The organism is Streptomyces sp. PTL18, assembly GCF_059510295.1.
Genome location: NZ_JCAJZO010000016.1, coordinates 126,867 through 146,527, shown reverse-complemented (window position 1 = coordinate 146,527; position 19,661 = coordinate 126,867). Strand labels below are relative to the sequence as shown.

Sequence of the window (19,661 nt, the reverse complement as noted above, 5' to 3'; positions counted from 1 at the left end):
CGGCGGCAGACGGCCCGATCGGGCCGTCTGCCGGGGCGCGGCTCAGCCGGGTGAGGCGGAGTCGAGGAGTTCCGTCACCCGCGTCAGCACGTCCGCGCGGAACAACGTGCGGGCGTGGGCGATGCGGCGCTCCCGGTCGGGGCCGGGGACGGTGAGGCGGTTCAGCGCGTCGAGCAGCTCGTACTCCGTCTCGGCCACCTCCGTCAGCCCGAGGGCGGCCATGCGGCGGACACCTTCCTCGCCATGGCCGGGCAGGGGACGGAACCCGACCACCGGCAGGCCCGCGGCGAGGGCCTGTACGGCGGTCTGGCCTGCGGCGTTGTCCACCAGGGCGCCGGCCGCGCCCATCAGGCCGGGCATGTCGGCGACCCAGCCCAGTGCGAGAACGCCTGGGATCCCGGCGAGGCGCCTGCGGAGCCGGTCGTTACGACCGCACAGCACGACCGGGAGGAAACCGTGCCCGGCCAGCAGCCCGGCGGTGGCGGACAGACCTGGGCCCGCTCCCCAGGCGCCCGCGGAGAGGATCACCGGGGCCCGGCCGGGAGCGAACCGCGTGAAGCGCCCGGACCACTGCGCGGCGGCGGGGCTCGGGGCGAGGAACTCGGGGGCCACGGCAGGCCCGGTCACCTCGGCCGGAGCGGCGATGTCCTCACGTACGGCGCGGGCGGCCTCGTCGGTGACGCAGAAGTAGTGGTCGTTCCCCGGGTGGAGCCACTGCCGGTGGACCGCGAAGTCGATCAGGAAGACGGCGCTCGGCACGTCCAGCCTGCCCTGGGACCTGAGATGGCCGGTCAGTTGGGCCGCCAGGTGGAAAACGGGGACGACGGCATCCGCGCCCGTACGGTTCACGAGGTCCGACAGGCGGCTGCCCGCGAGGCGGGCCAGGGGGACGCCACTGGGGCGGCGGCCGGGGCCGCGACGCAGGAACGCGCGGTAGAGGACGGCGTACGCCCACGGGAAGTGCCGCACCGAGGACTGGTAGAAGCGGCGCAGACCCGCACCCAGGCCGTAGGGCAGGAGGGTGAGCACGTCGACGACGTCCGCCTGCCGGCCCTGCTCGCGTGCGCGTCGCGCGAGCTCCACGGCGACCGTGTCGTGCCCGGCGCCCATGCTCGCGCTCACGATCAGGATCCGGCGCGAGCCGTCCGGGGAGGCCGGCGGGCCGGCCGGGCCGGTGGCCCCTCCCGCCGAACGTGCCGCTCCGGTCGCCCGGCGGCGGGCAGGGGTCGTGGCGGTTCGCGTCGCTCGTCGTCGAGACACGGGGGAAAATACACGCACTGGTACTGATTGTCCCGAGTCGAATGTTCCAAACACGCCCCGTGTCGCGAGTTTCGGGGCGTGATGAGCGGGATACTCACCGTCCGCTTCGTCCGCTGCCAATCCTCTCAGCCCAAGGGTGCTCGAAGACAGGAGCACTCGACCAGCAGCCGTCACAACCCGTCCGTCCGGTGTTCGCCGTCGCAGCCGAGCCGAGGTCAGCCACCATGTCACAAGCTCCCTCCCCTCCCCGATCCGTCCCCGCCCTCTCCGCGGCGGCCCCGGCCGTCGGCGCCACCCCCCGGCACGCCGGTGCCCGGGCGGCCCGCCCGGGCACGGCGCTGGTGACCGGCGCCTCCTCCGGCATCGGGGCCGCCGTCGCCCGCCGGCTGGCCACCGAGGGGGGCTGGCGTCTGGTGCTGAACGGGCGGGACGCGACGCGTCTGGCGCAGGTCGCCGAACAGACCTCGGCCACCGGCTATCCGGCGGATCTCACCCGTCCGGGAGCCGGCCGGCAGCTCGCCGAGTTCGCCCTGGAGCGGCTGGGCCGTGTGGACCTGCTCGTGGCGTGCGCCGGGATCGGCTGGGCCGGCGAGTTCAGCAGCATGCCCTCACGCGCCATCGACGAGGTGATCGACGTCGATCTGAGCGCCACGCTGCACCTGGTGCGGCAGCTCGTCCCCCGGATGGTCCAGGCGGGCTCCGGACGTGTGGTGATCGTAGGGTCGCTGGCGGGCGCGGTGGGCGTGCGCGGTGAGGCCGTCTACTCCGCGGCCAAGGCGGCGCTCGCGGCGTTCGCCGACGCCCTGCGCTACGAACTGCGCGGCAGCGGTGTGCGGGTCAGTCTCGTGGTCCCCGGTGTGGTGGACACTCCCTTCTTCGAGCGCCGGGGCGCGCCCTATCGCAGGTCCAGGCCCAGGCCGGTGCCGCCCGAGCGGGTGGCGGAGGCCGTGTGGTGCGCGGTGAGCCGGAACCGTGACGAGGTGTACGTTCCCCGCTGGCTGCGGCTGCCCGCCCGGATCCGTGGTGCGGCGCCCGGCCTGTACCGGCGGCTCGCCGCCACGTTCGGATGAGTGGCGGGTGAGCGCTCTCACCGTCGTGCTCGCACTGCTCACGGCGCTGTCCAACGCCTCGGCCTCGGTGCTGCAACGGCGGGCGGCGACGGACGAACCCGCGAACGGCCGGGGAGTGCGTCAGGCGGTGCGGTGGCTCGCCCATGTGCTGCGGCGGCCGTACTGGCTGGCGGGTGCCGGGCTGCTCGCCCTGTCCACCGTGTTCCAGGCGGGCGCGCTGGCCGTGGGCAGCCTGGCCGTCGTACAGCCACTGCTGGCCACCGAGTTGCTGTTCACCCTGGCCGTGGGCAGCGTCGTCTTCCGCAGCCGCCCGAGCCGGCGCACCTGGCTGGCGTTCACCGCCCTCGCCGCCGGCCTGGCGCTGTTCCTGGGGACGGCCGCGCCCTCCCCCGGGCGGACCACGGCTCTGCCGGGGCGCTGGCTTCCGGCGGGGGTGGCCGTGGTGTGCGCCGTGGCGGCCGGCGTGGTCTCGGCCCGTGCGGTGCGGGGCGCGCCGCGTGCCGCGCTCTTCGGGTTGACGAGCGCGGTGTCGTTCGCCGCCACGGCAGCGCTGCTGAAGGAGGTCATGGGGCGGCTTCCGCAGGGCGTGGGGGCCGTGCTGACGCAGTGGCCGCCGTATGTCACGGCGCTGGTCGGTGTCGTCAGCTTCCTGTTGTTGCAGAGCACGTTCCGGGCCGGGTCGCTGACCGCGTCCCAGCCGGCGCTGACCCTCGGGGACGCGATCGTCGGGGTGGCGCTGGGATCGGCGCTGTTCGACGAGCAGATCGCGCTCGGCGTGCGGGTGCTGCCCGAGGTGCTCGGCTTCGCGCTCATCGGTGCGGGCAGTATCGGACTGGCGGGCGCCCCGTGGGCCGGCGGCGCCTGGGACTCGGCACCGAACGGGGGCTCCCGCCCCGACGACGCCCCGGTCCACCACCGCCCGGAGCCCGGCGAGGCCCCGGATGCCTGACGACAAGGAGGCAGTTGCCCGATGACTCGTCCTCACGGCCCCCGGGCCGCCGGTCGCGCGGTGGCCCTCCTGGCGCCGGTCGCGGCGGCGGTGGCGGCCGGGCACATCGGCCCGGCCGCCACCTGGCTGCCCGGCCTGCGCCGCCGTTTCCTCCCCGGGCTCGCCGGGATGGGCCGCCCCGAGCACATCGCTCTCACGTTCGATGACGGACCCGATCCCGGCTCCACGCCGTACTTCCTCGACGCGCTGGACGACCTCGGCGTCCGGGCGACGTTCTTCGTGCTGGGCGAGAGTGTGGTGCGCTGTCCGGCACTGACCCGCCGGATCGCGGAGCGGGGGCACGAGCTCGCCGTGCACGGCTGGAACCACGGCCGGCCATGGCTGCCGTCTCCCGCACGCGACATGGCGGACCTGGCTCGAACGGTGGACGTGGTCCACGAAGCGGCAGGCGCTCGCCCCTGGTGGTACCGGCCGCCGTACGGCATCCTCACGTCGGGACGCTGGGCGGCGGCCCGGCGGACCGGCCTGCGGCCGGTGCTGTGGACGGCGTGGGGCAGGGACTGGACGGCCGACGCCACGCCCGCGTCCGTGCGTGCCACCGCGGGTGCGGAGTTGCGGGGCGGCGGCACCCTTCTTCTGCACGACTCGGACCACGCCGCGGCGGTCGGCTGCTGGCGCGCCACGCTCGGGGCGCTGCCCGGCATCGTGGACGGCTGCCGTGAGGCGGGGCTGTCGGTGGGGCCGCTCGGCGAGCACGGCGTGGAAGCCGCAGCGGAGGACCTCGCCGCGCGGAAGGCGGCAGCGGGGAGCGTCCGCGGCGCCCGACACCCGTGGCCGGAGGGATCCGCGGCGCGGGCGCGGTCGGGCAGTCGCCGGTCCCCATGACACCGGTCGGCGGTACCTGCACCGTACGTCACGTCATCCGTACGTTGTCCGTACGTCAGCCGTGCCTAGTCCGTGCCTCGTCTGTACGTCGCCCGTACGTCGCCCGTACGTCGACCGCCGGGCGGCCGGCGGCGGGCAGGTCCGCCGGACGACGCCCTGGAGGCACGGCCCGGCTGCTGACGGTCCCCGATGGCCGGGACGCGGCGTCAGGTGAGCAGGCAGCCCCCTGGCGGCACGCTGCACGAAGGCGTCGGTGCCGCCCGTGTCAGGGGCCGCCGGGATGGCCGGCTCGCGGGTCGATCCGCTCGCGGTGCGCCGAGTCCGGCTGCTGCGGGCTTCCGGGGGCATGCTGGAGAGGTGATCCTGCTCGCCGCGCTGTTCGCCGTCATGGGTGCCGCCAGCAATGCGGTCGGTACCGCGTTCCAGCGCAAGGCGGCGTCCACGGTCGCGCAGGGTGGCGGCCTGCGACTGCTGATCGAGCTGGCCCACCGGCCGGCCTGGGCGATCGGCATCGGCGGCGTCGTCGGCGCCGCACTGTTCCAGGCGCTCGCCCTGGTGAACGGCCCGATGGCACTGGTGCAGCCACTCTTCGTACTCGAACTGCCGTTCGCACTACTGGTCGCCGCTCCCCTGATGCATCGGCGGCTGCCGGGCGCGGCCTGGTGGGCGATCACCGGGGTCGTCACGGGGCTCGCCCTGGTCCTCGGCTCCGCCGCTCCCGCCGGGGTGACGGACCAGGCCTCCATGGTCCGCTGGATCCCGGCCCTCGCGGGCTGTCTGGGCGCCATGGCCGTCGCGGTCGCCGTGGCCCGCCCGGGGCGCCCGCCGCTGTTCCGTGCCGCCGTGCTGGCCGCGGCCTCCGCCGTCGGCAACGCCCTGACCGCGGCCCTGCTGAAGTCCGCCACGGGCAGGTTCGCGGACGGCGGCCTCGTGGCGTTCCTGCAGTCCTGGCAGACGTACGGCTTCGCGCTCACCGGTGTCAGCGCGATCCTGCTGCTGGAGAACGCGCTCCAGGCGGGCTGGCTGACCGCGTCGCAGCCGGCGCTCACCATCGGCGACGCCTCCGTGAGCCTGGTGCTCGGCATCACCCTGTTCGACGAGCGGATCCGGACCGGCTGGTGGCTGCTGCCCGAGGCCGCCGGCGTCGCCCTGATCGTGTGGGGGGTGCTGAGACTGAGCCGGGTGGTGTCGAGGGTCCAAGCGGCCGAGGCGCGCACCCCTCAGGCGTTTGCGGCCGCGGGCCACGGGGACTCGGGGCCGCAGGAACACGAGGGGTGGGACGCCCGCGGTCCGCGTAGCCGAAGGGACGGGGCCCGGAGGGAGAGCAGCCGGAAGGCGGGGGCTGAGCGTGGCGAGCCCCGAGGGAGGCATGCGGATGACGGTTGAGGCCACACGCTACGACCAGGGCGGCGACACGCCGCTCGTGGGCTACGCGCTCCTCGCGACGACGTTCACGGCGGGTGCCGCGCTGTTCGCCGCGGTGGCGCGCCGCCGGGGCGTGCGGTTGCCGCAGCAGGTGCCCCCGTGGGACGTGGCCCTGCTGGGAACGGCGACGTTCAAGGCGTCCCGGCTGCTCACCAAGGACAGGGTGACCAGCTTTCTGCGGGCGCCGTTCACCCGGCGGGAGTCGGAGAGCACCGCCGGCGAAGTGATGGACCAGCCGCGCGGCAGCGGCGTGCGACGCGCCGTGGGCGATCTGCTGTCCTGCCCGTTCTGCACGTCCGCGTGGGTGGCCGGGGCGCTGGTGTGCTCCTACGCCACCGCGCCGCGGGCCACGCGGCTGGTGTGCGCGGGGCTCACGGCTGTCACGCTGTCCGACCTGCTGCAGTACGGGTGGAGCGCGACAGCCGAGGCGGCCGAGGGCTGACGTCGGGCGCCTGTCCGGACGTCAGGCGGGCCCTTCGGGGTCCCCGGCCAGGCGTGCGGCGGTCTCCAGCAGCAGGGCGTGGACGAAGGCCTGCGGGAGGTTGCCGCGCAGCTGCCGCTGGGCGATGTCGAACTCCTCCGCGTACAGACCGGACGCCCCGCAGGCGGCACGGTTGCGTTCGAACCAGCGGTGGGCGTCGATCAGCCGGCCCTGCTGGTGCTCGGCCAGTGCCATGACGAACCCGCACAGCAGGAACGCCCCCTCGGCCTCCCCGAGGGGGCGTTCGTCGTGCCGGAAGCGGTAGACGTAGTGGTCCTGGGCCAGTCGGCGGCGGCAGTCGGCCAAAGTGGCACGGGTGCGGTCGTCGTCGGCGGGCAGGGCACCGCGTACGGCCGGCAGCAGCAGGGCGGCGTCGGCCCTCGCGTCGTCGGGGGTCCGCTGCCAATGGCCCTCGGGGTGCAGGCAGCGTCGCGTGGTGGTGTCGAGCAGGGCGTCGGCGAGCCGGTCGCAGCGGTCGGCGAGGGGACGGCGGGGGACCGCGGCGGCCAGGGCGCGCAGCCCGGCGACGCAGCTCAGCCGACTGTGGGTCCACCACTGGGAGTCCAGTTCCCAGATTCCGGCGTCCGGTTCCTGCCAGCGCTCGGCGATGGCGCGCACCGCGATCTCGGCGGCCTTCCACCCGTCGGCGTCCAGTCGCTGCCGGCGTTCGGCCGCCGCGAACAGCAGAAGCGCCTCGCCGAAGCAGTCCAGCTGGAACTGCTCCCTGACCCGGTTGCCGACACGGCTGAAGCCGCCGGGGTAGCCGGGCAGGTCGAGTTCTCTCTGGTCGGGGACGGCGGTTCCGTGCACGGTGTAGGCGGGGGCCAGGCGCGGGCCGTCCTCCCGCAGCCGCTCGCCGACGAAGCGCACGGCATCGTCGAGGAGTTCGGTGGCACCGGTGACGGCCGCGGCCTGCCCGGCGTAGCTCTGGTCGCGGATCCACACGTACCGGTAGTCGTAGTTGCGTCCCGCCTCGGCGCGTTCCGGCAGGCTGGTGGTGGCGGCCGCGACCATGCCGCCGCCGTGGGTGGTCAGCCCGCGCAGGACGGAATAGGCGCGGCGGGCGTCACGCGGGGCGATCGTGTGGTCGAGCGCGGGCACGGCCTCACGCCAGGCGTGTTCCGTCGCGGCCCAGGCCTCGGCGGCCCTCGGCACGGTGCGGGGCAGGGGCGAGGCGGAGCATTCCAGCACCAGGTCGTGGCGCTCGCCGGGCTGGAGCACGATCTCGGCCGTCAGGCCCCGGCCGCGGGCGACCGCGAACGGGGCGCCCTGCCAGCGCATCCGGTGGGGGCCCGAGGTCAGGTACCACACGCCGTCGTCGGTGCGATGTGTGGCGTCCAGCAAGGAGCGGCCGTAGCCGGCGTGCGGCTCGAGCAGGACCTGTACGTGGGCCACGGTGTCGACGGCGTGCAGTTGCCGCAGCAGCACCAGCCGGCCGGGCTCACCGGGGAAGGCGAGGGCCTCGCGGCACTCGATGAGGCCGTCGGTGGTGACCCAGCGACTGCGCCAGATGAGAGTGCCCTCCTCGTAGTGGCCGCCGAAGACGTGGCGGGCCCTCGGTGTGATGGCGTAGACACCGCCGCCGCCGATGAGGGAGGCGAAGACGGCGTCGTTGTGCCAGCCGGGTGAGCACAGCCAGCCGATGTCGCCGCACGGCCCGATCAGCGCGCCGCGTTCCCCGTCGGCCAGCAACGCGTAGTCGTGCAGCGCGTGCGGCGGGAACGGCGTGTTCATGGGTACTGCCTCCTGACCTGGCCGACTGGGGTGGGGCGCGCGGCGTTTCGCGCCACAGGGACCTCAAGCCGTACGGCTACCCCGTTTGAGCTGGGGCATTGGTGCCGACGTGGGTGAGAACCGTCCCGGCGCGACGGGAGAGATCCGGTGATTGGGCTGCGACCGGTGGGGAAACCGGTGCCGCATGTCAACGACCCGGCGACGCCCGCCGTCCCGTCCGGTGCCCCCGCCGCGTCCCGCCGCACCGCCGCGGGCGCGCCCGGGAGCCGCCTCCCTGCCCGTCGGGTCGCGGGCGCGCCGTGGGTGTTCACCCTGTGTCACTCACCCGGATGACCTACACCACCGAGCCGCCGTCGCCGCGCCGACGGACGCTGATCGGGGTACTCGACGGTCTTCCGCGACGTCAGCGGCCCGGCGCCCGCATCAGGGGGCCGAGAGGCCGTCCGCGTAGGGAGGAGTTCTTCATGGCCAGCCCTTTGTCACGGAACTGGGAGCACGCCGTCGTCACCGGCGGTGCGGGGTTCGTCGGTTCCCACCTGTGCGCCGCCCTGCTGGACGCGGGCGCCGCGGTCACCTGCGTGGACGACTTCAGCACGAGTCGGCCGGAGAACGTGGCCGCGTTGCTCGACCGCCCCGGGTTCACGCTGGTGCGGGCCAACGTGGCGCAGGGGCTGACCGTCGACCGGAAGCCGGATCTCATACTCCACTTCGCCTCCCCGGCGTCGCCCGCCGACTACCTGCGTCTGCCCCTGCACACGATGGACACCGGCAGTCTGGGCACGCGCAACGCCCTGGACCTCGCCCACCGCTCGGGCGCGCGCTTCCTGCTCGCCTCGACCTCCGAGGTCTACGGGGACCCGCAGCAGAACCCGCAGGACGAGCGGTACTGGGGGCATGTGAACCCGGTCGGTCCGCGCAGCGTGTACGACGAGGCCAAGCGGTTCGGTGAGGCCCTCACCACCGCGCACGCCGAGGCGAAGGGCACCGACACCGGCATCGTGCGGCTGTTCAACACCTACGGTCCGCGGATGCGCGGCCACGACGGCCGGGCGGTTCCGACGTTCGTGCGGCAGGCACTGGCCGGGGAGCCGCTGACCGTCACCGGTGACGGACGCCAGACACGGGCCCTGTGCTACGTCGACGACACCGTCCGCGGCATTCTCGCGGCGGCGGCGCACGGTATGCGCGGCCCGGTGAACATCGGCAATCCCTCCGAGATCACCATGCTGGATCTGGCCCGTCTGGTGATCCGTATCACCGGGTCGGCGTCGGAGATCCGGTTCATCGAGCGGCCGACGGACGACCCGGCGGTGCGCTGCCCGGACATCACGCTGGCCCGCGACAAGCTGGGCTGGGAGCCGGAGGTGGACGCCGAGGAGGGCCTGCGCCGCACCATCGACTGGTTCCGCGCCACCGCCGGCGGCTGACCCGCGCACCCGGCTCCCGGGGCAGCGGTGTCGCCCCTCGCGGTCCGGGCCCGGTCACCGCCGTCCGCCGTCCCCCTCGCATCCGGCCCTCTCCCCCGCTCCCGTCCGGCTCAGGTATCGCCGAAAGGCATCGGAACCCCATGCGCATCCTCGGAATCAACGCTCTGTTCCACGACCCCGCCGCCGCCCTCGTGATCGACGGCCGGACCGTCGCCGCCGCCGAGGAGGAGCGGTTCTCCCGGCGCAAGCACGGCAAGCGGCCGGTGCCGTTCTCCGCCTGGGAACTGCCGGAGAAGGCCGCCGCGTGGTGCCTCGGGCGCGCCGGACTGCGCCCCCAGGACCTCGATGCCGTCGTCTACTCCTACGATCCGGACCTGGCCCGGCCCGCCGAGGCCATGGGGCTCGACGACCCCTGGGACCATCTGCGGCAGACCTACGCCCGCGAGGTCCCCGGCTTCCTGAAGACGGCGCTGCCGGGCCTGGATCCCGGCATCGTCCGTTTCGTGCCGCACCACATGGCGCACGCCGCGTCCGGCGCCTTCGCCGCGCCCGGCGCCGAGGACTCCTCCGCGCTGGTCCTGGACGGCCGTGGCGAGCGCGCCTCACACCTGGCCGCGCGCCGGGTCGGGAGCCGTCTCGAGCCCCTGTACGCGCAGGAACTGCCGCACTCCCTGGGCCTGGTCTACGAGGAGCTGACCGAGCACCTGGGGTTCCTCAGGTCCTCCGACGAGTTCAAGGTGATGGCGCTCGCCTCGCACGGCCGCCCGCGCATGCTGGCCGAGCTGCGCCGCCATGTGTATCCCACGGGCGACGGCGGCTTCCACGCCTCCGGGGTGCCCTGGCACGAGCTGTGCGCGCCGCGCGGCCCGGACGAGCCGTGGACGCAGGACCACGCGGACGTGGCCGCCGGCGCCCAGACCGTGCTGGAGGAGACGCTGCTCGACCTGGTGCGCTGGCTGCACGGAAGGACGCACCACAGCGTGCTCACGCTCGCCGGGGGCGTCGCGCTGAACTGCGTCGCGAACTCACGGATAGCCCGGGAGGGGCCCTTCTCCCGGGTGTGGGTGCAACCCGCGGCCGGTGACGCGGGCACGGCGCTGGGCGGGGCCCTGCTGCTGGCCGCCGGGCAGGGCGACGAGCCGGAACCGATGCCGGGCGCCGATCTGGGCCGGGACTGGTCGGACGCGGAACTGGGGGCGTGGCTGAAGACGGCGGCGGTGCCCTTCGAGCGGCCCGCCGACATCGCCCGGACCGTCGCCGAGGCCCTCGCGGACAACGGGATCGTCGCCTGGTTCCAGGGCCGTTCCGAGTACGGTCCCCGGGCGCTCGGGCACCGCTCGCTGCTGGCCCACCCCGGACACGCGGGCAACCTGGAGCGGCTCAACGACGTCAAGGGCCGCGAGCAGTTCCGGCCGGTGGCGCCGATGGTGCTCGCCGACCGTGCCGCCGAGATCTTCGACGGTCCGCTGCCCAGCCCGTACATGCTGTTCGTGCACGACGTGGCCGAGCCCTGGCGGGACCGCATCCCCGCGGTCGTGCACGTCGACGGCACGGCCCGCATCCAGACGGTCGACCCGGCCAAGGAACCGCTGGTCGCCCGCATGCTCGGTGAGTTCGAACGGCTCACGGGACTGCCCGTGGTGGTCAACACCAGTCTGAACACGGCCGGCCGGCCCATGGTGGACGATCCGCGTGACGCGCTGGAGTGTTTCGGCTCCTCACCCGTCGACCTCCTCGCCATCGGCCCGTACGCGGTGCGGCGCGGGGACTTCTTCCGTGGCGCCGACGCGAGGGGGACGTGATGGCGGAGCGCGGAGACGACGCGGCGGTCACCGTGTACGCCGACGACGCGTACGCGGTGGTGATACCGACGCTGGGACGGCCGAGCCTGAGCGCGTGCCTGCGGGCGCTGTCCGAGGCGTCCGGGCCCCGGCCGGTGCGGGTGGTCCTCGTCGACGACCGCCCCGCAGACGAGGGCGAGGCGCTCACGGTCGACATCCCGGGGCCGCTGCGCCCGGTCACCACGGTGGTGCGCGGCCGTGCCCGGGGTCCGGCCGCGGCCCGCAACGACGGATGGCGGGCGGCCGGGCGGGTGCCGTGGATCGTGTTCCTCGACGACGATGTGGTGCCCGGCCGTACCTGGGGCGACGATCTCGCCCTGGACCTGGCGGAGGCGACGGAACGGACGGGCGCGATCACCGCCCGGATCGACGTCCCGCTGCCGGTCGACCGCCGGCCCACCGACTGGGAGCGCAACACCGCCGGGCTCGCCACCGCACGGTGGATCACCGCCGACATGGCGTACAGGCGCAGGGCTCTGCAGGCCGTCGGCGGCTTCGACGAACGGTTCCGTCGGGCCTTCAGGGAGGACGCGGACCTCGCGCTGCGGGTACAGGACGCCGGATGGACGGTGACCGACGGGTCCCGCACCACCACGCATCCGGTACGCCCGGCCGACCGCTGGATCTCGGTGCGCCTGCAGGCGGGGAACGCGGACGACGTGCTGATGACCCGGTTGCACGGACCCGGCTGGTGGGGCAGGGCGGGGGCGCCACGGGGACGGCTGCCCGGTCATCTGGCGGTGACAGGAGCGGCGGTGGCGGCCCTCGCCTGCGCGGCCCTGCGCAGGCCCCGGGCCGCGGCGGTCTGTGCCGCCGGCTGGCTGTCCGGTACCGCCGAGTTCGCCCTGGCGCGCATCGGTCCGGGGCCGCGGACCCCGGACGAGGTGACCACCATGGCACTGACCAGCGTGCTCGTTCCGCCCGCCGCCACCTGGCACTGGCTGCGCGGTCACCTCGTCCACCGGGACGTGCCGCCGCGCGGCCCGTACGCGGCCGGGGCGCAGCCGCAGGTGAAGCGCCGGGCGCTCGAGGAACGGGTGCACCCATGAGCGGACGTCACCTGCTGCCCCGTCACCCCGAGGCCGCCGTACGCTCGGCGACCGGCCCCTGGCTGTTCGACGGACCGCGGGGCGGCCCACACCGCGCGCGGGGCGCCCTGCCGGCCGTGGTGCTGTTCGACCGCGACGGCACGCTCGTGTCGGACGTGCCCTACAACGGTGACCCGGCGCGCGTCGAGCCGATGCGGGCCGCGCGCGAGGCCGTCGACGCCGTCCGTGCGCGGGGCATTCCCGTGGGGGTGGTCAGCAACCAGTCCGGCGTGGCCCGCGGACTGCTGACGCGCGCTCAGGTGGAGGCGGTGCGGCGGCGGGTGGAGGAGCTGCTCGGCCCGTTCGACGTGTGGGCGGTGTGCCCGCACGGCCCGGGCGACGGCTGCGGCTGCCGAAAGCCCGCACCGGGCCTGGTGGTGTCCGCGTGCGCCCGGCTGGGCGTCCCGGCGGAGCGCGCCGTCGTCATCGGGGACATCGGCGCCGACATGGGAGCCGCCCGCGCGGCAGGTGCCCGCGGCGTGCTGGTGCCGACCCCCGTGACCCTCCCGGAGGAGATCGAGGCGGCCGAGACCACGGCCGGCGACCTGCTCGCGGCGGTGCGCCTGGTGCTGGACCCCGAGGACGGCTCCGGTCCCGGCCCGCACGCCGCCTCACCCGCGGGGGAGGCGCGATGACGGACACGCGCCCCCTTCCCCGCACCCTGGTCGTGCGCCTCGACAGCGCCGGTGACGTGCTGCTGGCAGGCCCCGCCGTGCGTGCCGTGGCGGCCGGTTCCTCGCACACGGCGATGCTGTGCGGGCCGCGCGGGGTGCAGGCGGCGAGGCTGCTGCCCGGCGTGGACGAGGTGCTGGAGTACGACGCCCCATGGGTGGGTCTGGAACCGGCGCCGGTCTCCCGCGCGGCGACGCGGCAGCTCCTGCAGACCCTGACCGCGGGCTGCTTCGACCGGGCCCTGGTGCTCGTCTCGTACCACCAGAGCCCGCTGCCGGTCGCGCTGCTGCTGAAGCTGGCCGGGGTCGGCTGGACGGCCGCCGACAGCGAGGACTACCCGGGTGCCCTGCTCGACCTGCGGCACCGCCGGCTGCCGCACCGGCACGAGGCCCTGGCCGCGCTGGACCTTGCTCGGGACGCCGGTTTCGCGCTGCCGCCGGACGACGACGGGGCGCTGCGGGTCACCCCTCCCCCGGACGCCACCCACCTCACCGGGTCGGAGCCGTATGTGGTGCTGCATCCCGGTGCCGCGGTGCCGGCCCGGGCGTGGAGCCCCGAGCGGGCGGCGCGGGCCGCGGCCGCCCTGGCCGCCGAGGGCTACCGGGTGGTGGTCACCGGAGGCCGTGGGGAGCGGGAGCTGACCGCGAAGGTGGCCGGACCGCACGGGCTGGACCTCGGCGGACTCACCGATCTGCGGCAGCTGGCGGGGGTGCTGGCCGGGGCGCGGGTGGCCGTGGTCGGCAACACCGGGCCGGCGCATCTGGCGGCCGCGGTGGGCACTCCGATCGCCTCCCTGTTCGCGCCGGTCGTACCCGCCGAGCGCTGGTCCCCGTACGGCGTCCCCCACGTGCTGCTCGGGGACCAGAGGGCGGCGTGCGCCGAGACCCGGGCCCGGCACTGCCCGGTACGGGGACACCCGTGCCTCGACGGTGTGAGCGATGCCGAGGTGCTGGCCGCCGTGGCGGCGCTCGGTGAGACAAGGCCCGCGGCGGTGCACGGCGCGGATCGGGCGCGAAGGACGGACCGGGCGGATCACCGCACGGACGCGTCGCCCCGACCGGGTGACGCGTGCGGCCCGAAGGACGTGTCCCAGGACGCCTCCGGACCCAAGGACGTGTCCGGGCCGGGCCGCGGTCCCGAGACGGAACGAGGAGCGACCGTATGAACATCCTGTTGTGGCATGTGCACGGCTCCTGGACGACGGCGTTCGTGCAGGGCCCCCACACCTACCTCGTTCCGGTGACACCCGGTCGCGACCCCGACGGACTCGGGCGGGCCCGCACGTTCTCCTGGCCGTCCTCGGTGCGCGAGGCGACCCCCGAGCAGCTGCGCGACGCGGACGTGGACCTGGTCGTCCTGCAACGGCCGCACGAGCTGGAGCTGGCCGAACGCTGGCTCGGCGGCCGCCGCCCCGGCCGTGACATCCCCGCGGTCTACCTGGAGCACAACGCACCGGGCGGCGACGTGCCGAACACCCGGCACCCGTTCGCCGACCGCAGGGACCTCACGCTGGTGCACGTCACCCACTTCAACCGGCTGTTCTGGGACTGCGGCAGCACCCGCACCGAGGTCGTGGAGCACGGCATCGTCGACCCGGGACACCAGTACACGGGCCGGCTCGCCCGCGGGGCCGTCGTCGTCAACGAACCGGTGCGACGCGGCCGTTGCACCGGTACGGATCTGCTGCCCGCGCTGGCGGAGGCGGCGCCGCTGGACGTGTTCGGGATGCGCACCGAGGGGTTGGCCGGCCATCTGGGGCTGCCCGAGGAGCGGTGCCGCAGCGCGGACCTGCCGCAGGCCGGGCTGCACCGGGAGATGGCCGAGCGCCGGTTCTATCTGCATCCGGTGCGCTGGACCTCCCTCGGCCTGTCCCTGCTGGAGGCCATGCACCTGGGCATGCCCGTCGTGGCGCTCGCCACCACGGAGGTGGTCGAGGCGGTCCCGCAGGGCGCGGGCGTGCTGTCCACCCGGCCCGATGTCCTGGCCCGGGCAGCCCGGCACTATCTGCACGAACCCGAAGCCGCGGCCGAGGCCGGCGCCCGTGCCCGCCAGGCGGCCCTCGGCCGGTACGGGCTCAAGCGCTTCCTGGACGACTGGGAGCGCGTGATGACGGAGGCTCGCTCATGACCTCATCCCTGCACCCCGTCCAGCCCGGCACCGTCGACGCCGACGGCCCCGGTTCCCTGTCGATCGCACTGGTCTCGGAACACGCGAGCCCCCTCGCCACCCTGGGCGAGGTGGACGCAGGCGGGCAGAACGTCCACGTCGCCTCTCTGGCCGGGGCGCTCGCCGACCGGGGACACCGGGTGACCGTGTACACCCGCCGCGACGACACGGACCTGCCGGACCGGGTGCCGCTGCGCGAAGGGGTCGAGGTGCGCCATGTGCCCGCGGGTCCCCCGGAGCCGCTGCCCAAGGACGAACTGCTGCCGTACATGGCCGAGTTCGGGCGCTGTCTGGCCGGGGTCTGGCGGGTGCGGGCGCCGGACGTGGTGCACTCGCACTTCTGGATGTCGGGGCTGGCATCGCTGCGGGCCGTGCGCGAGCTGGGGCTGCCGCTGCTGCACACGTACCACGCGCTCGGCACCGTGAAGCGACGGCACCAGCAGCTGGCCGACACCAGTCCGCCGCGGCGGATCGCCTACGAGACGGAGGTGGGCCTCGGCTGCGACCGGGTGATCGCCACCTGCCGGGACGAGGTCGTCGAGCTGGGCAGGATGGGCATACCCGCCGGGAAGGTCAGCATCGTGCCGTGCGGGGTGGACGCCGAGCTGTTCACGCCGAAGGGTCCGGTCGCGGAACGCGGCACCCGCCGGCACCGGCTGCTCCAGCTGGGCCGTCTGGTGCCGCGCAAGGGCGCGGCGGTGTCCGTCGCCGCGCTCGCCCTGCTGCCGGAGACGGAACTCGTCGTCGTCGGCGGCCCGTCGGCGGACCGGCTGGACGACGACCCTGAGGTGCGCCGGCTGCGTCGCATCGCCGAGGAGTACGGCGTCGCGGACCGGGTGATCTTCATGGGCGGAGTGGCGCCGCGCGACGTTCCGCCGCTGGTGCGCGCGGCCGACGTGGTGGTGTGCCCCGCGGACTACGAGCCGTTCGGCATCGTTCCGCTGGAGGCCATGGCCTGCGGCAGGCCGGTCGTGGCCAGCGCGGTGGGCGGCCAGCTGGACACCGTGGCGGACCCGACCACCGGGCGCCTGGTGCCGCCCCGGGATCCCGAGGCCCTCGCCCGGGCCGTCGGCGAACTGCTCGCCGACCCCGAGCTGCGGAAGGCGTGCGGCGCGGCGGGCCGTCGTCGGGTGCTGCGCAGGTACGGCTGGGGGCGGGTCGCCGCGGCCACCGAGGCGACGTACTGCTCCGTCCTGGACGCCCAGGCCGCCGCCACGGGGGTGATGTGAGCACGTACCGTCCGCCCGGCCCTCGACAGCGTTCCCGACCCACCGCGGAGCTCCGACGTCCGAAGGAGGTGCGGGTCCGGCCGACGTCCCCGTGACGCGGTACGCCCGATCAGCATGACCGATTCCTCTGCACTTGCACTCGATGCCGCGCACCTGCACTGCCGTTCACTGGAGCAGGCTCTCGTCCGCCTGCGCCGGGACGGTCTGCACCGGATCGCGGAGTGGGGCGGCCGGCTCGCGATCGTCCTTCCCGCAGGCGGCCGGCTGCTGGCCGCGGGCAACGGCGGCAGCGCCGCGCAGGCCCAGCATCTGACCGCCGAACTGGTGGGCCGTTACCGGCAGGAACGGCCGGCCTACTCGGCGATCTCGCTGCACGCGGAGACCTCCAGCGTGACCGCGATCGGCAACGACTACGGCTTCGACCAGGTCTACGCCCGGCAGGTGGCCGCCCACGGCCGTCCGGGGGACGTGCTCGTGCTGCTGTCCACCTCCGGCCGAAGCGCCAACCTGATCAGCGCCGCCGTGACGGGCCGCGCGGCGGGGCTGCGCGTGTGGGCGCTCACCGGGCCGGGCCCCAATCCGCTGGCCGAGGCGGCCGACGAGGCGCTGCGCATCGACGTCGGCACCACGGCGACCGTCCAGGAGGCCCATCTGGTGGCCGTGCACCTGCTCTGCGAGAGTTTCGACGCGGCGCTCGGCGCCACCACCGCGCACACCGCCGCCTCGCGTACGGTCGCCGCGCACGGGAGGGCGTCGTGACGGGACGGGGTCCGCTCGTGGTCGTCGGGGACGTGCTGCTCGACGAGGACATCGAAGGGGTCGCCACCCGGCTGTCGCCGGACGCTCCCGCCCCGGTCGTCGACGTCACCGAGGACCGGCGTCATCCCGGCGGGGCGGGGCTCGCCGCCGCGCTGGCGGCCCGCGGGGGGCGCGAGGTGGTGCTGGTGACCGCGCTCGGCGACGACTCGGCCAGCGAGGCCGTACGCCGTGCTCTGCGCGGCCGGGTGCACCTGGTGGAGATCCCGCTGATGGGCAGCCTGCCGGTGAAGACGCGGGTGCTGGCGAGCGGTCGGCCCCTGGTGCGGATCGACCGGGGCGGCGGCACGCCCGGCGAGCCGGACGCCGCGGTGCGGGAGGCGCTGGCGCAGGCGCACGCCGTCCTCGTCGCCGACTACGGGCGGCACACGGCCGGTGCCGTGCGGGAGCATCTGGCGGCCGTCGTGCCGCGTACACCGCTGGTGTGGGACCCCCACCCCCGGGGTGACACTCCCGTACCGGGGGCCCGGCTCGTCACCCCGAACGCGGCGGAGGCGTCCGCCCTGTGCCCCGGCGACGGGGACTCGCTGCGCGCGTACGCCGACCGGGCCGCCCGGCTCGCCGAGCGCTGGCAGGCGGCCGGTGTCGCGGTGACCCTCGGGGACCGCGGGGCCCTGCTGGCCCGGCCGGGCGACGGCACGCCGATGCTGGTGCCGCCCCCGTACCGGGCCAGTGGGGATCCGTGCGGTGCGGGCGACTGTTTCGCGGCGACCACGGCGGCGGCGCTGGCCGACGGCGCGCTGCCGGAGGAGGCCCTGCAGCGGGGCGTCGCGGAGGCCGCCGCGTTCGTGTCGGCGGGCGGGGCCGGGAACCCGGCGCTGTGGCGGGCCTCGCCCCCTCCTGCGGCGCAGGCTCCACGCACCGACGCCGTCGCGATCGCCGAGCACGTCCGTGCGCGGGGCGGCACGGTGGTGGCCACCGGCGGTTGCTTCGACCTGCTGCACGCGGGGCACGTGGGCCTGCTGGAGAGTGCGCGGCGGATCGGCGACTGCCTCATCGTCTGCCTGAACTCCGACTCCTCGGTGGCCCGGCTGAAGGGGCCGGGGCGCCCGCTGAACACGGTGGCGGACCGGGTGCGGGTGCTCGAGGCGCTCGGCAGCGTGGACGCCGTCGCGGTGTTCGACGAGGACACCCCGGAGACGCTGCTGAAGCGGCTGCGGCCGGATGTGTGGGTCAAGGGCGGCGACTACTCCGTCCAGGACCTGCCGGAGGCGGAGGCGCTGCGGGCCTGGGGCGGGCAGGCGGTCGTCCTGCCCTATCTCGACGGCCGCTCCACGACACTGCTGGCCCGCCGCGCGGCGCGGGCCGCCGTGCCCCCGGTACCTCCGTCGTGACGGCGGCCGAGGCGCACCCCCCGCGGGTGCTGGTGCTGCGGGCGCTGGGGCTCGGCGATCTGCTGACGGCGGTGCCCGCGCTACGGGCGCTGCGGCGGCAGCTGCCCGGCCACCAGATCGTGCTGGCCGCGCCCGGGCGGCTGACGCAGGCGGCCCGTGCGACCGGCCTGGTGGACCGGCTGCTGCCCGCCTCGGCCCCCGGCCGGGCGGTGCCGGCCGAGCTGGCCTGGACCGGGCCCGCCCCCGAGCTGGCGGTCGATCTGCACGGCAACGGCCCGCCGAGCCATCTGCTGCTGCAGCGGCTCGGGCCGCGGCGGCTGTTCGCCTACGCGCACCCGGACACCCCCGGCATCCCGGGTCCGGTGTGGCGGGAGGACGAACACGAGCGGGAACGGTGGTGCCGCCTGCTGGCCTGGTACGGGGTCCGGGCCGACCCGGAGGATTTGTCGGTCCCGGCGCCCGCGCCCCCCTCCCCCGCACCCGGCGCCGTCGTGGTGCACCCCGGGGCCGACGCGGCCGCGCGGTGCTGGCCGCCGGAGCGGTTCGCGGCCGTGGCGCGGGAGGTGCGCCGCTCGGGGTACGACGTCGTGGTGACCGCGGGCGCCGGGGAGGGCGTGTTGGCGCGGAACGTGGTGGCGCGGGCGGGGCTGCCGCCGGACGCGGTCGTGGGCGGCGACGGGGACGTGCCGTTCGACCGGTTGGCCGCTCTGGTGGCCGGGGCCCGCTGCGTGGTGGTCGGCGACACCGGGCTCGCGCATCTGGCCACGGCGCTGGGCACGCCCTCGGTGGTCCTGTTCGGCCCGGTCGCTCCTCGGCTGTGGGGGCCACCGGCCGACGCACGGCACCGGGTGCTGTGGCACCCGGGGGACGACGACGCTCCGCGGCCGGGGGACGCGCACGGAAGGGTGCCGGACGAGCGGCTGCTGAGAATCACCGTCGCCGAGGTCACCGAGGCGGTGCACGGTCTGCTGGAGCCGGGGCCGGGCCGTGAGGTGCGGGGTGAGGGATCCGGAGCACTGACGACGGGTCCGCGGGGCCCGCGGCTGACGGCACGCGGCTGACGGGGACGCGGCGGTGGCCCCGGGGAAGGGGAAGGCCGCCGGTCCCCGGTTCCGGCCCCGGCCGCCGCCCCGTCCGCTCCCGGCGGCAGCCTGAGCGACGCGCCGGACGGGCCTCATGTCCGTCCGGGCATCAGGCCCGGGCGGCGGCGGTGCCAGGGCGGTCCTCGGAGCGGACGGGGCGGCGGCGCAGCCCCCGGAACGGCCCCAGCAGCGGCGGTGCCGG

At 75.5% G+C, this 19,661-nt stretch carries 16 protein-coding genes and 1 pseudogene; 15 read left to right on the top strand and 2 right to left on the bottom strand.

The features are described 5' to 3' along the window. Positions 1-42: 42 nt before the first annotated feature. The gene (locus AC5WS8_RS26725; RefSeq protein ID WP_496106035.1) at positions 43-1,110 is read right to left on the bottom strand and encodes an MGDG synthase family glycosyltransferase; all 1,068 of its coding nucleotides are present in this window, start codon (positions 1,108-1,110) and stop codon (positions 43-45) included. A 374-nt stretch (positions 1,111-1,484) separates the two neighbouring features. On the opposite strand from AC5WS8_RS26725, the gene AC5WS8_RS26720 reads away from it, so the two are divergent. The 5 genes and pseudogenes from AC5WS8_RS26720 (at position 1,485) to AC5WS8_RS26700 (ending at position 6,031) form a co-directional block, all read left to right on the top strand. Beyond that, positions 1,485-2,330, top strand: a complete 846-nt coding sequence (locus AC5WS8_RS26720) for an SDR family NAD(P)-dependent oxidoreductase (protein WP_496106013.1) — start codon at positions 1,485-1,487, stop codon at positions 2,328-2,330. Between the two features lie 7 nt (positions 2,331-2,337). Beyond that, positions 2,338-3,279 carry a DMT family transporter gene (locus AC5WS8_RS26715; RefSeq protein WP_496106012.1) on the top strand — a complete coding sequence of 314 codons (942 nt, stop codon included), beginning with the start codon at positions 2,338-2,340 and terminating at the stop codon, positions 3,277-3,279. 21 nt (positions 3,280-3,300) lie between these two features. Further along, complete coding sequence (locus tag AC5WS8_RS26710) at positions 3,301-4,164, top strand: polysaccharide deacetylase family protein (protein ID WP_496106011.1); 864 nt, start codon at positions 3,301-3,303, stop codon at positions 4,162-4,164. A 357-nt stretch (positions 4,165-4,521) separates the two neighbouring features. Continuing rightward, a pseudogene (locus AC5WS8_RS26705) lies at positions 4,522-5,376 on the top strand (DMT family transporter); the annotation flags it as partial. 163 nt (positions 5,377-5,539) lie between these two features. After that, the gene (locus AC5WS8_RS26700; protein WP_496106010.1) at positions 5,540-6,031 is read left to right on the top strand and encodes a DUF1360 domain-containing protein; all 492 of its coding nucleotides are present in this window, start codon (positions 5,540-5,542) and stop codon (positions 6,029-6,031) included. A gap of 21 nt (positions 6,032-6,052) precedes the next feature. On the opposite strand, the gene AC5WS8_RS26695 is transcribed toward AC5WS8_RS26700, so the two are convergent. After that, positions 6,053-7,804 carry a glycoside hydrolase family 15 protein gene (locus AC5WS8_RS26695; protein WP_496106009.1) on the bottom strand — a complete coding sequence of 584 codons (1,752 nt, stop codon included), beginning with the start codon at positions 7,802-7,804 and terminating at the stop codon, positions 6,053-6,055. A gap of 464 nt (positions 7,805-8,268) precedes the next feature. Here AC5WS8_RS26695 and AC5WS8_RS26690 point away from each other — a divergent pair, with 464 nt between their 5' ends. From AC5WS8_RS26690 to AC5WS8_RS26645, 10 genes are all read left to right on the top strand, one after another. After that, the gene (locus AC5WS8_RS26690) at positions 8,269-9,231 is read left to right on the top strand and encodes an NAD-dependent epimerase/dehydratase family protein (RefSeq protein ID WP_496106008.1); all 963 of its coding nucleotides are present in this window, start codon (positions 8,269-8,271) and stop codon (positions 9,229-9,231) included. Between the two features lie 140 nt (positions 9,232-9,371). Further along, the gene (locus tag AC5WS8_RS26685; protein WP_496106007.1) at positions 9,372-11,033 is read left to right on the top strand and encodes a carbamoyltransferase family protein; all 1,662 of its coding nucleotides are present in this window, start codon (positions 9,372-9,374) and stop codon (positions 11,031-11,033) included. Further along, positions 11,033-12,121 carry a glycosyltransferase family 2 protein gene (locus AC5WS8_RS26680; protein ID WP_496106006.1) on the top strand — a complete coding sequence of 363 codons (1,089 nt, stop codon included), beginning with the start codon at positions 11,033-11,035 and terminating at the stop codon, positions 12,119-12,121. The genes AC5WS8_RS26685 and AC5WS8_RS26680 overlap by 1 nt, the downstream gene beginning before the upstream one ends. Next, on the top strand, positions 12,118-12,795 hold the full coding sequence (locus tag AC5WS8_RS26675) for a D-glycero-alpha-D-manno-heptose-1,7-bisphosphate 7-phosphatase (RefSeq protein ID WP_496106005.1): 678 nt from the start codon (positions 12,118-12,120) through the stop codon (positions 12,793-12,795). Before AC5WS8_RS26680 ends, AC5WS8_RS26675 begins: the two co-directional genes overlap by 4 nt. Further along, on the top strand, positions 12,792-13,997 hold the full coding sequence (locus AC5WS8_RS26670; protein ID WP_496106004.1) for a glycosyltransferase family 9 protein: 1,206 nt from the start codon (positions 12,792-12,794) through the stop codon (positions 13,995-13,997). Before AC5WS8_RS26675 ends, AC5WS8_RS26670 begins: the two co-directional genes overlap by 4 nt. Then, a complete protein-coding gene (locus AC5WS8_RS26665; RefSeq protein ID WP_496106003.1) occupies positions 13,994-14,959 on the top strand; it encodes a glycosyltransferase in 966 nt (321 codons plus the stop codon). Before AC5WS8_RS26670 ends, AC5WS8_RS26665 begins: the two co-directional genes overlap by 4 nt. After that, positions 14,956-16,227 (top strand): glycosyltransferase, encoded by a 1,272-nt coding sequence (locus AC5WS8_RS26660; protein WP_496106002.1) that lies wholly within the window; start codon positions 14,956-14,958, stop codon positions 16,225-16,227. The genes AC5WS8_RS26665 and AC5WS8_RS26660 overlap by 4 nt, the downstream gene beginning before the upstream one ends. 114 nt (positions 16,228-16,341) lie before the next feature. Beyond that, positions 16,342-16,986, top strand: coding sequence for a D-sedoheptulose-7-phosphate isomerase (locus AC5WS8_RS26655; RefSeq protein WP_496106001.1), 645 nt, complete (start codon positions 16,342-16,344; stop codon positions 16,984-16,986). Next, positions 16,983-18,377 (top strand): D-glycero-beta-D-manno-heptose 1-phosphate adenylyltransferase, encoded by a 1,395-nt coding sequence (rfaE2, locus tag AC5WS8_RS26650; protein WP_496106000.1) that lies wholly within the window; start codon positions 16,983-16,985, stop codon positions 18,375-18,377. Before AC5WS8_RS26655 ends, rfaE2 begins: the two co-directional genes overlap by 4 nt. After that, positions 18,374-19,438 (top strand): glycosyltransferase family 9 protein, encoded by a 1,065-nt coding sequence (locus tag AC5WS8_RS26645; RefSeq protein WP_496105999.1) that lies wholly within the window; start codon positions 18,374-18,376, stop codon positions 19,436-19,438. Before rfaE2 ends, AC5WS8_RS26645 begins: the two co-directional genes overlap by 4 nt. The last annotated feature ends 223 nt before the right edge of the window (positions 19,439-19,661 follow it).

Bases quoted from the DNA above. Each gene is read 5' to 3' on its own strand.
- AC5WS8_RS26720 (WP_496106013.1), top strand. From the start codon at position 1,485: ATGTCACAAGCTCCCTCCCCTCCCCGATCCGTCCCCGCCCTCTCCGCG.
- AC5WS8_RS26710 (WP_496106011.1), top strand. From the start codon at position 3,301: ATGACTCGTCCTCACGGCCCCCGGGCCGCCGGTCGCGCGGTGGCCCTC.
- AC5WS8_RS26660 (WP_496106002.1), top strand. From the start codon at position 14,956: ATGACCTCATCCCTGCACCCCGTCCAGCCCGGCACCGTCGACGCCGAC.
- AC5WS8_RS26680 (WP_496106006.1), top strand. From the start codon at position 11,033: ATGGCGGAGCGCGGAGACGACGCGGCGGTCACCGTGTACGCCGACGAC.
- AC5WS8_RS26655 (WP_496106001.1), top strand. From the start codon at position 16,342: ATGACCGATTCCTCTGCACTTGCACTCGATGCCGCGCACCTGCACTGC.
- AC5WS8_RS26670 (WP_496106004.1), top strand. From the start codon at position 12,792: ATGACGGACACGCGCCCCCTTCCCCGCACCCTGGTCGTGCGCCTCGAC.
- AC5WS8_RS26695 (WP_496106009.1), bottom strand. From the start codon at position 7,804: ATGAACACGCCGTTCCCGCCGCACGCGCTGCACGACTACGCGTTGCTG.
- AC5WS8_RS26700 (WP_496106010.1), top strand. From the start codon at position 5,540: ATGACGGTTGAGGCCACACGCTACGACCAGGGCGGCGACACGCCGCTC.
- AC5WS8_RS26675 (WP_496106005.1), top strand. From the start codon at position 12,118: ATGAGCGGACGTCACCTGCTGCCCCGTCACCCCGAGGCCGCCGTACGC.
- AC5WS8_RS26665 (WP_496106003.1), top strand. From the start codon at position 13,994: ATGAACATCCTGTTGTGGCATGTGCACGGCTCCTGGACGACGGCGTTC.
- AC5WS8_RS26690 (WP_496106008.1), top strand. From the start codon at position 8,269: ATGGCCAGCCCTTTGTCACGGAACTGGGAGCACGCCGTCGTCACCGGC.
- AC5WS8_RS26685 (WP_496106007.1), top strand. From the start codon at position 9,372: ATGCGCATCCTCGGAATCAACGCTCTGTTCCACGACCCCGCCGCCGCC.
- AC5WS8_RS26725 (WP_496106035.1), bottom strand. From the start codon at position 1,110: ATGGGCGCCGGGCACGACACGGTCGCCGTGGAGCTCGCGCGACGCGCA.